This is a genomic window from Shewanella sp. MBTL60-007 (assembly GCF_019654915.1).
Taxonomy (GTDB): Bacteria; Pseudomonadota; Gammaproteobacteria; order Enterobacterales; family Shewanellaceae; genus Shewanella.
The window spans coordinates 1-11159 of sequence record NZ_BPET01000042.1; the positions used below are offsets into that span (position 1 = coordinate 1).

Here is an 11159-nt window from a genome sequence, read left to right on the forward strand (position 1 = left end):
CTTTATCTTTTCCTAGAACCTGCTTTCCCTAGCACCTAGGACCTTCTATTGCTATAAAATCTAGATTCTAGAGCGCTTCGCGGCTAGAGCGGGCTGCGCCCTGCTAGGAAAAGCAAAAGCCAACAGCGTCAAGTTGTGATCTTTTGATTTTCCGCTTTATCTTTACCGGCTTTATCCGTCTCTGCTCTTACCGTCTCAGCCTTTCCGGCCTTTCTCAGCTTTTCCCATCTCAGCCTTTCCGGCCTTTCTCGGCTTTCCCAATCTTAGCTTTTATCGGCTCTAACCCGCTTCCCCCGTCTTTGCCTTTACCCTGCGACTATAAACTGACTCTGAAATGATTGCGCCCAACGTAACAGCTCGACTCGATTTCTCGCTTGAGTCTTCCTAAAAATAGAGGAGATGTGTGCTTTAACTGTGTGCTCACTGATGTTCAGCGTGTTAGCAATCTCTTTATTACGCGCACCACTTGATACCAGCTGGATAATGGTTTTCTCTCGTTTGGTTAGCAGTTGCAACATTTCCGAGCTTTGCCCTGATGACTCATCCGGTGCTTCGACTCGGCGGATCAATTGGCGTAACATCTGACTCATAAGGGGGCGGTCGAACCACAGCTCATCGGCCAACATCTTACGCAACCCCGTCAAAAGGAGGTCCATACGCTCTTCGCTAAATAACAAACCACGGAGTCCCATTAATAAAGCGGCATCGGCGGCTAGCTGTTCTCGCTCGACTTGATATAGGGCGACAGGGACATGCTTAACCAATTGACTGGCAATAAGCGGGATACCACTAGCATCGAGTGCGGCTCCCTGTTGTGATAACAGATAAAAACTATTCACGTTAGCATTAGCTTCTAACTGTTCGACACTGGATAGGACGCGTGTTTTAAGTCCTATTGACTCCGCTAGAATTGCTAAGTGGCAAGGAGATGCCACCTGATGAAGAAAGACAACCTCATCAATTTTACTCATCACTTTTTCCCTGAAAAGTTTTGCCTGTCCGCTAAATAGAACAAACTTCAATGTTAAGTCAGAATCGAATCTGAGATAACATGAGAGCCTGCAACCTGAAATAGCGCTTTTACTGCGGCATTATTTTTATTCATCCCTACGAGACACATCATGTAGCCCGCTGAAGGCAAAAAGATGAAATCTTGCCTTTCTAAATTCCTTAGTATCCGTTCAGCCTATCATAATTTCTCTAACTTAAGCTTTGTTCTCAACGCCTTATCATGCAAACGACTGAGGAGTACTATTGCCGATATGCCACCGATTAATGCCATCGCCATATCAGACTGCGTATCCCACACATAGCCTTGAGTACCTAAAAATGCCTCGGCATCTTCTCCTGTCAACTCGGCAACCCACCACTCAATCAGCTCGTAAAAAGCTGAAAATGCCAAAGAAAAACAGACAGCTAAAAAATTACACCAGGCACCAACCTTAACCACATTCAAGCGGATAAACACCTCTCGAGCCAGAATGGTTGGAATAAAGCCTTGGGCAAAATGCCCAACCTTATCGTAGTTATTACGCTCCCCACCCGTCCAGTCGCTAATCCAATCGAACAGCGGCACTTCGGCATAGGTGTAATGCCCGCCTACCATCAAAATAATGCAATGAATTAAGATCAAGCCGTAGGCCAAACTGGTTAAGGCAAAGCTTTTACGGGTATAGATCAAAATTGGCAATGCAATTAAGGCCGGTGCCACCTCTAAAAACCAAGTAAATTGATCCTTTGGATTGATCCCAGACCAGATCAATACGACGAAGAATATCACTAGCCATGCAGCACTTTTATTCAAAATATCTTCCTTATATACCATATTGTTCTAAATTAAGAATAAACACTTTAGCCATCTAGCCCTCCACAGCCACAAAGAAAAGTGCTACTTTGTTACCTCTGTTACGCTTTCGAAGTAAATTTCGGTTGTGAAGGCTTTACAGTCCTTAGTACATTGACAGTCTATACCCAAACCACACCTACAACGTAGAGTTTAGTCGTCTTTGCGGTGGCATTAAGTATACATAATACAAATAAATAGAAGGGTACAAAAATCATGGCGAAACATTCGCTGGACAAGGATAAAATTAAGATCCTGCTGTTGGAAGGCGTCCACCAATCTGCGGTAGATGTATTTGAACGTGCGGGTTATAGCAACATTGAATATCACAAAGCATCGCTAGCCGAAGATGAACTACACACAGCGGTTAAAGATGCCCATTTCATTGGTATTCGCTCCCGTACCCAATTGACTGAAGAAGTATTATCCCAAGCAGAAAAACTCGTTGGCATTGGTTGTTTCTGTATTGGCACCAACCAAGTTAATTTATCGGCAGCAGAAAAACTGGGGATCCCAGTATTTAATGCACCATTCTCTAACACCCGCAGTGTGGCAGAATTAGTGCTTGGCGAGATAATCATGTTACTGCGCGGTATTCCGCAACGTAACGCGCTAGCTCATCGCGGTGGCTGGCTAAAGAGCGCTTCTGGCAGTTATGAGGCCCGCGGTAAGACCTTAGGTGTCATCGGCTACGGCCACATCGGCACTCAGCTAGGTATTCTTGCAGAGACTTTAGGCATGCGAGTGATTTTCTTCGACATCGAAGACAAGCTACCACTGGGTAACGCCCAACAGGTGCATTCACTGCAGCAGGTATTATCCCTTGCCGATGTAGTCAGCTTACATGTTCCTGAGACGCCACAGACTAAAGAGATGATAAGCCATGAAGAGCTAGCCTGCATGCGTAAGGGGAGCATTTTAATCAATGCCTCACGTGGCACTGTGGTCGATATCGACGCCTTAGCGGCTTCATTAAAAGAGGAACATCTGGCGGGCGCGGCGATTGACGTATTCCCGGTTGAGCCTAAGTCTAATGATGACGAATTCCTGAGCCCATTACGCGGCCTAGACAATGTGTTACTCACTCCTCACGTTGGCGGCAGCACGGCAGAAGCACAGGAAAATATCGGTGTCGAAGTTGCGGGTAAGCTGGCTAAGTACTCAGATAATGGCTCGACCATGACTGCGGTAAACTTCCCTGAGGTTTCCCTTGCGCAGCACTCTGGTACCTCTCGCCTACTGCATATTCACCATAACCGTCCTGGTATTCTTATCCAGATTAACTCGGCGTTTGCAGAGAAAGGCATCAACATCGCCGCTCAGTATCTACAGACAACCTCTGAGATCGGTTACGTGGTAATGGAAGTCGACTCTGATCAGGCTGAAGATGCATTAGTGGAACTGCAAGCGATTGAAGGCACGATAAGAACTCGCCTGTTGCACTGATACCTTAGTGACATAAAGCCGATATAGTCGGCCATAAAATTAAGCCGTATAACTGAGGTTATGCGGCTTTTATTTTTATCTGCGTAAGCACAAAATGTTTGAACGACTGCGCTTGCGCAGTACAAATTTAGCGGTACAATCATTATCTCTTTGGTTTAACTCTTGGATCTTCATATGACCCTGTCAACTTCTCAGCCAACTTGGCCTCTTAATGGGCAACAACCTGAACTGCTTTTCTCAGAATTAACGCACTTAGGTTTAATCTCGGTCACCGGAGAGCAGGGGCGCAGCTTTATTCACGGCCAAGTGACGACCGATATCAGCTCACTCGAGCAAGATCAGTGGCGTTGGGGTGCCCATTGTGACCCTAAGGGTAAGATGCTAGCTAGCTTTAGAACCTTTGCTAAAGGCGACAGCCTATTTATGATGATGCCAAGAGATACTTTGGCGCTGGATCTGCCTCAACTGCAAAAGTACGCCGTCTTTAGCAAGGCTGAACTGACTGATGTTAGTGATAGCTACTTATTGCTTGGTGTGGCAGGTGAGCAAGCTAAAGCTTGGTTAACGGCGCAATATGGCGAGCTTAACGATGAGCTAACATTAATCGATAGCGGTATGATCATCCACGATGCGGGCCGCTATATTCTCGTGATTGAGCAAAGCCAAGCCGATTCAGTCATCGGCACTATCGAGCAGCCAATTTTCGATGCCACTGCATGGCAGGCACTGGAAATCGCTGCTGGCTATCCAAACCTAGGTGCCAGTCACCAGGGGCAATTCGTACCGCAGATGTGTAACGTGCAAGCTATCAACGGCATTAGCTTCAACAAAGGCTGCTATATGGGCCAAGAGACGATTGCCAGAATGAAATACCGCGGTGGTAACAAGCGCGCACTTTACATTGTTAGCGGCAGCGTATCGGCACCATTAACGAACGACAGCCAGCTTGAGATAGCGCTGGAAGATGGTGAAGGATACCGCCGTGCGGGAACGATTATCGAGGCGGTTCAACGTGATGGCCAAGTGTTATTAACTGCCGTACTGGCTAACGATACTCAACTCAATGCCAAGCTTAGAGTTGCCGATGATGACCAGTCTGAACTCACCCTGATTGCTCTACCTTACTCCCTCGAAGAGCAAGAGTAATTTGTAGATTTAGCAGAAAAACAAAAAGGCGCTTAATGCGCCTTTTTGTTTGCCCCAACGAATCAACACAGAATCGATTCAAACTATTCAGACTCATTATGGTCATCGCGAATTTTAGTCAGCTCAGCAACTATCTGTTTAAAGTGTCTCACCAACTCAGGATCAAAGTGCTTTCCCGCCTCATCTTCTATTAACGCCATAGTCGCCTCTACCGTCCACGCCTTCTTATAGGGGCGAATCGAGGTTAAGGCATCAAACACATCGGCGATAGCCACTATCCGCCCTTCAATAGGAATATCCTCACCAGACAAGCCATAGGGGTAACCGCTGCCATCCCACTTCTCGTGATGGCTCAAGGCGATTCGACGCGCCATCTCCAGTAGCGGATCTTTATGTTCACCGATGATCTCGGCGCCAATTTCCGCATGACGCTGCATCTCCAGCCACTCAGCGTCATCAAGTTTGGTCGGCTTTTTTAAAATAGAGTCTGGTGTACCAATTTTACCAATATCATGCATAGGCGCCGCATTATAAATAAGCTCGCAATAACGTTCAGGCAGACCAGACTGCGCGGCCAATAAACGTGCATAATGACTCATCCTGACCACATGTAGGCCGGTCTCATTATCTTTATATTCGGCGGCGCGGCCAAGACGGCGAATGATCTCAAAACGCGTCTCTTCAAGCTCTTTAGTACGCGCCTTGACTTCCTGCTCCAGTAAACGCTTCTGATCATACAGGGCTAGGTGGGTTTTCACCCTCGCCTTCACGACTGGTGCACTAACAGGCTTAGTAATGTAATCAACGGCGCCAAGCTCAAACCCTTGAGTCTCATCGGAAACCTCTGTAAGCGCGGTCACAAAAATGACTGGGATATGGCAGGTTAGTGGCGCTTGCTTAAGGCGCTTACACACCTCATAACCATTCATGCCCGGCATCATCACATCCAAAAGAATAAGATCTGGAGTGGTTTTACTCGCCAACGCAAGGGCTTTAGGACCATCGATCGCCACCTTGACTCGATAGTCTCTCCCTAAGATCCCAACCAAAATATCAATATTCTCAGGGGTATCGTCCACAACTAAAATGGTGGCTTTGTCCATTTAACCCTCTCTCCTTTTAGTACTAAAACTCTCTCAAGTATAGCCAAGCATTCCTGCTCGCTTGCTAAGCACTATCTCGTACAAACGCTCCTTACTAAGAGCCCCTGTTTAACGCTCCAATACCCACTCGCTAATAATTTTATTAATAGGCTCTTATTCGGCTAACTTGCCTTGTTGTTATCACTAAACAAGGCTTGAATCAGCTCCGCCGCCTCATCAAACTGGTAGCCGTTGACCATGGTCACTGCGGGAGTCATCTTCTGCGATAGCGATGGCGAGACCCGAGCTTTGATCTCATTTATTTTCTCAACCGCATCAGAATCGGCCTCATCTAACATCTGCAGTAACAGTGTCACTTCTTCACTTAGTTCCTTATCCGACAACGGAGACACTGACGTAGCACTCACCACTAGTTCACCTTCGCCATCTAGATCCGCCTTCCAGCTCGCTATGGCCGCGCATATCGATGTCGTTAACTCGGCAATCTGACTCAGTTCAGCTGTTACATCCGCCGTTGGTGAATCGAGCAGCTTAGCCTCTAGTTGACTTGCGAGCTTCACCAATGCGGTCGAGCACAAGTTACCCGACACCCCTTTAAGGGTATGAGCATAGCGGATCGCTTCATCGGCTTTACCTTGGCTAAGTGCTGACTCTATCTCTTGGGCAATATGGATTTTACCACTATAGAATCGTTCGAAAATTCTTCGATATAGCCGCACAGAGTTCTGTACCAGCTGCAACCCCTTATCAATATCTATCGCCTCATGCTGCGGCCAAAACAGTCCCCCTTCGCTCTGCTTAATATCAAAATCTGTTGCCGAGATATCCAGCTGACTGTCACCTAAATATTGCAGCAAGGTACTATAGAGTCTCGCCACCTCGATAGGTTTAGCAATATGATCATTCATACCGGCTCGCAAACACATCTCTCTATCACCCGCCATGGCGTTAGCTGTCATAGCGATTACAGGCAACTTTTCTAACCCATGCATTTTCCTCAGTTCCCGCGTGGCTTGATAGCCATCCATAATCGGCATCTGACAATCCATTAACACCAGATCGAAGCTTTGCATCGCCAGCTTCTCCAGCGCCACCTGACCATTCTCTGCAATGGATAGCACCACCCCAACCTGCTCAAGAAATTCGGTGGCGACCTCCTGATTCATATCATTATCTTCAACCAACAAAATTCGCTTGCCCTGCAACTGTCCTAGCAACTCTTGGCTAATGTCACTCCCTTTACGACGAACCGCCATCGCGCCATTTTTACCAAGAGAAGACATGATGCCATCAAGAAGGCGTGAAGCACTGATAGGTTTGGTGATGTAACTGGCTATATCACTGTTTTCTATCTGCTCGATGAAATCGGCATTAGCATGGGCCGAGACGATCAATATTTTCGGTGGATTATCTCGCTCTGCTAGAATTTTTTGGGCGGCTTCGATCCCATTCATTTCCGGCATCGACCAATCGATCAGCGCCACCGGATAGTCTGTATGTTGGCAACGCTCAATCGCTTCGGCACCACTCTTAACGGTATCAACCTCGAATCCCATGCTCTCAAGGGTGGTACGCATGATGTCTCTAGCGGTCGCGTTATCATCCGCCACCAAGATCCGCATCCCTTCGATCTCACGTTTCACTTTTAACAACTGGTTATCGGCAACCTTCAGCCTCACGCTAAAGTAGAAGGTACTACCGTTGCCAAATTGGCTTTCAACACCGATTTCGCCCCCCATCAGCTCCACCAACTGCTTACTGATTGCCAAACCTAAGCCCGTCCCACCATACTTTCTAGTGGTTGAGGTGTCAGCCTGACTAAAGGACTTAAACAGTCGTTCACGCTGCTCCTCCGTAAGACCAATACCGTTATCACGGACACTAAACCTAAGCACAATGTCATCTTCGATACGCTCTAGCAGGCTAATGGAAAGCAGCACCTCCCCCTGTTCGGTAAATTTAATCGCATTACTCATCAGGTTAATCAGTATCTGACTTAGGCGCAGTGGATCCCCCTGCAGGAGTCTTGGAATGTTCGGCGCAACGGCAAACAGCAACTCAAGCCGCTTATCGGTGGCCTTGACTGAGAACATATCACTCAAGTCCTCGAGCAGGATATCGAGCTGAAAGGGGACTGACTCAATATCAAGCTTGCCAGCCTCTATCTTAGAAAAGTCGAGAATATCGTTAATGATCCCCAGCAAAGATTTAGAAGCTCTATCAATTTTCTGCACATAGTTTTGCTGCTTAGCATCTAGCTCTGTCTGCAAGCAGAGCTGTGACATGCCGATAATGGCATTCATCGGAGTGCGAATTTCGTGGGACATATTGGCTAAGAAGTCACTCTTAGCCTGATTGGCGGCATCGGCACTGTCTTTAGCCAACTTAAGCTCTTCAGAAAGCTGCTTCAGTGAGGTGATATTGGCCATAGACAACACAACTGAGGTTAATTGGCCATCGGGATCTTGCAGCTTCGTTAGGGTGATATCCATCCAGATACACTCGCCAGATTGATTAAGCAATCTTAGCTCGGTGAACATATTGTCGCGGCCACCCTCGGCTAGCCCGGCAAACACTTCTCTGGCCTTTTCCCGATCGTCTAGATGTTGAAAATCAAAGAAAGAACAACTCTTCAAATCGGCGACATCTATCTGCATATACAGACTAAATTGCTCATTACAGTCGAGAATATTGCCGCGTTCATCGACATTGACTATGCCAATACCAGCATTATCAAACAGCGCTCTAAAGTGAGCCTCACGCTCTTCTAACTCCTTATCTATCTGTTTACGATCGGTAATATCCATCAAGTAACCGTTCCAGATAATACAGCCATCGGCTTGCAGATCCCCCTTAGCCCCAGCCTGAAGCCAACGGATGTCTCCGATAGGGTGGCGGTACCTAAACTCTTCGGTCCACTGTAGCCCTTTACTACTCTTGCCCGAGAGCGCCTCAATAATATGCGAGCGCTCATCTTTGATAATACACTCGGCCACTCGCTCAAAGTTATTTAAAACTTCATCACGGTGAAAACCTAAGGTGGTGATACAAGCGCTGGAAAGGAAAGTAAACCTGCGCTCACCACTACGGCACCAATGCAACTGGTAAACCGTGCTTGGAATCGATTCGGTAATCGTCTCCAACTGCTGTTGAGACTGAGCTATTTCCTCTAGGGCTAACTTACTATTGGTGATGTCGTGAATGCTACCATCGAACCAAAGCGCGAGCCCATCATCGTTGTAACTCGCCTTGCCTTTTTCATGAACCCAATGGATGCTGCCATCTCTGTGTTTGATTCGGTATTGAACTTCGAAGCTTTTTTGCTCTAGCAGTGCCTCTTCGATGGCTCTGGTTGTGTCATCCAGATCTTGCTCGATAATCAAGCTCGCAAAACTTCGGCTAGCGTTTTCAATAAAGTCCGATGCGGAAAATCCGGTGATCTCGCTAATGTTATCGCTGATATACTCCATCACCCAAGTCTCACCGACCCGAGTGCGGTAGACGGCACCAGGGATATTAGTGACTAAGCCTCGAAAGCGACTCTCGCTATCTTTGATCCGCTGAGCGATCTCAAGCTCAACTGTCATATCTCTAACAGTAGCGGCCACCTGACGTTTGCCATCATCGGCAATGGGTAGCAAGCCCAAGCTCACCTCAACCGGAAACTCGGTGCCATCACTCCTACGGGCATGCAACGTTCTGCCTGCCCCCATCTTGCGATCACGCCCCTCAGCCATAAACTGCGCCCGCAGCTTTGCATGCCCCCCTCTCACCGCATCCGGGACTAGCTCATCGACAGACATTGCCAACATCTGTTGCTCACTGTAACCAAACAACTGCTGACAACGGCTATTGGTAAATACCAGCTGTCCCGACTCTTCAACGATCAGCATCGCCTCAGGCGCAGACTCGAGTACCGCATTTGACCAAGCGACAGCAGAAAACTGCTCGGTCACATCATTAAATAGCATCTCAATGGAGAGCAGATCTTTGTTGTCAGACAGTAGAGGCTGCATAAACAGATCTAAGCGTCTCAACTTACCGAAGGCATCGATCATCTCTATCTGATGAGGCGGGACATTCTCCCCAAGTAAAGCCTGGTCCATATACTGCCAATTTAGCTCGTTGATGGGATTGTCTGAAAACATCCTCTGGTACTTGCGCTTTAGTAGCTCAGGTGACACACCCAACACTTTTTCAACGCCTTCGCTCACTTGTGCTATCTGACCACTAGGTTCAATTGAGCAATAGAAAGACTTATCACTCATGCCATCGATCAATTTAGCGAAGCGATTACCTCGTGAATCTAACAGCGCCTCTTCTCGCTCCTCCAACACTTCGGCCATGTCGTTAAACTTATCGGTTAAAGTAACGATTTCACTCGCCGCACCACGGGGTTTTTTAACCCTTTTAGTTTCTCCTGCGCCAAAGGCTACAATACCGGCCTCCAACTCCTCAATAGGCCGAGTCAAACGCCTAGAGGTGACATAACCTGTCAGTAAAAGAAGGATAGAAAGTAAAAAAAGGTTAAGGCTTATAGAAAAAAAGTCACGGAGCAGTTCGCCATACAGCTGGCGCTCAGAAGTCATAACCGCCACCCGCCAATTAAGGGCAGGAACCACACCGACACTGGCTAGGTATTTGTCACCCACGCTATCCTCAATATAGGAATAACCGAGTTCACCACGGTTAATCAAGTCGATAAACTGTTGATTTTCATCGGACTTAGATAACCATTTATCGGTACCGCTCTCAAGGAGTAAGCGGTTATTAGGATGATAGATAAGTTGTCCCTTATCATCAAACACCACTATCTGCTTAGTCGATACGCCCACCATCTGTGGAATAGAATTAAGCGCCAGATCCACGGTAACCACTCCGGAAAAAGGTCGCTTGCCACCAAATGGCTGGGAGAAACTCACCATTAAAGCGTTACCAGCTCCTTCATCGAAGTAGACGGGAGACCAATAACCGTCAGGATTATCGATAGCCTTGCTCCACCAATCCCACTCACCGTTAGTGTAATCATAACCATCGATGCCGATATCCATCAGACTAATCTCGGTTTGCTCTCGATGCGCATAGGGGGCATATAGCTCGCGCCCCTCGATAAAACCTTTTTGAAACGCGATGGCACTGCCGTAAAAGTCACTATAGCGCTCAAGGCGGTGTCTTAGCAGTTGTTGAAGCATAGCTTCATCGGCGAGTTCTTCAGGACTCCCCATCTCTGTTAGAAATTCGGAAAAAGAGCGAGTGTCAGTTTCGGCGGTGATGAGAAAATACTGCAGACGTAGCGCAGCACTCTCGGCTTTTTGATTGAGGTGCTGATATATATCCTGCTCTTCATCTTGATAATTAATCCATGCATTCACACCGAAAACGACTGCCATAATTGCAATCAGAGGCAGGGCCATTTGCGACAAAATTCGGCTACGAAATGTACGAAGTCTGCTCATATCCATAATCCACAGGGCTTTGGTTGAAGTGCTTTGGTTTAATAGTGCTACAGCAAGCAGCGGCCTTTATTCTCGAACATAAAAAATGCCTATCACAGGCTTTACCAATTAAAGACGGTAAACTGTGATTTAACACCTTTAAAAGGGCTCCATTTACTTTTAATG

6 protein-coding genes are annotated in these 11159 nt (G+C 47.2%); 2 read left to right on the forward strand and 4 right to left on the reverse strand.

From position 1 onward, the window contains the following. Positions 1 to 305 precede the first annotated feature (305 nt). Both K5Q92_RS15850 and K5Q92_RS15855 read right to left on the reverse strand, forming a co-directional pair. Positions 306 to 971, reverse strand: a complete 666-nt coding sequence (locus tag K5Q92_RS15850; protein ID WP_220769902.1) for a response regulator transcription factor — start codon at positions 969 to 971, stop codon at positions 306 to 308. A 218-nt stretch (positions 972 to 1189) separates the two neighbouring features. Beyond that, the gene (locus K5Q92_RS15855; protein WP_220769903.1) at positions 1190 to 1804 is read right to left on the reverse strand and encodes a DUF2238 domain-containing protein; all 615 of its coding nucleotides are present in this window, start codon (positions 1802 to 1804) and stop codon (positions 1190 to 1192) included. A 255-nt stretch (positions 1805 to 2059) separates the two neighbouring features. On the opposite strand from K5Q92_RS15855, the gene serA reads away from it, so the two are divergent. Next, positions 2060 to 3289 (forward strand): phosphoglycerate dehydrogenase, encoded by a 1230-nt coding sequence (serA, locus tag K5Q92_RS15860; RefSeq protein ID WP_220769904.1) that lies wholly within the window; start codon positions 2060 to 2062, stop codon positions 3287 to 3289. Positions 3290 to 3463: 174 nt separating this feature from the next. Next, a complete protein-coding gene (gene ygfZ, locus K5Q92_RS15865; RefSeq protein WP_220769905.1) occupies positions 3464 to 4435 on the forward strand; it encodes a tRNA-modifying protein YgfZ in 972 nt (323 codons plus the stop codon). 83 nt (positions 4436 to 4518) lie between these two features. Here the strand turns inward: ygfZ and K5Q92_RS15870 are convergent, their stop codons facing one another. Then, complete coding sequence (locus tag K5Q92_RS15870; protein ID WP_220769906.1) at positions 4519 to 5538, reverse strand: two-component system response regulator; 1020 nt, start codon at positions 5536 to 5538, stop codon at positions 4519 to 4521. Between the two features lie 161 nt (positions 5539 to 5699). Continuing rightward, a complete protein-coding gene (locus K5Q92_RS15875) occupies positions 5700 to 11000 on the reverse strand; it encodes a PAS domain S-box protein (RefSeq protein ID WP_220769907.1) in 5301 nt (1766 codons plus the stop codon). Positions 11001 to 11159: the final 159 nt, after the last annotated feature.

Bases quoted from the DNA above. Each gene is read 5' to 3' on its own strand.
- K5Q92_RS15850 (WP_220769902.1), bottom strand. From the start codon at position 971: ATGAGTAAAATTGATGAGGTTGTCTTTCTTCATCAGGTGGCATCTCCT.
- serA (WP_220769904.1), top strand. From the start codon at position 2,060: ATGGCGAAACATTCGCTGGACAAGGATAAAATTAAGATCCTGCTGTTG.
- ygfZ (WP_220769905.1), top strand. From the start codon at position 3,464: ATGACCCTGTCAACTTCTCAGCCAACTTGGCCTCTTAATGGGCAACAA.
- K5Q92_RS15870 (WP_220769906.1), bottom strand. From the start codon at position 5,538: ATGGACAAAGCCACCATTTTAGTTGTGGACGATACCCCTGAGAATATT.
- K5Q92_RS15875 (WP_220769907.1), bottom strand. From the start codon at position 11,000: ATGGATATGAGCAGACTTCGTACATTTCGTAGCCGAATTTTGTCGCAA.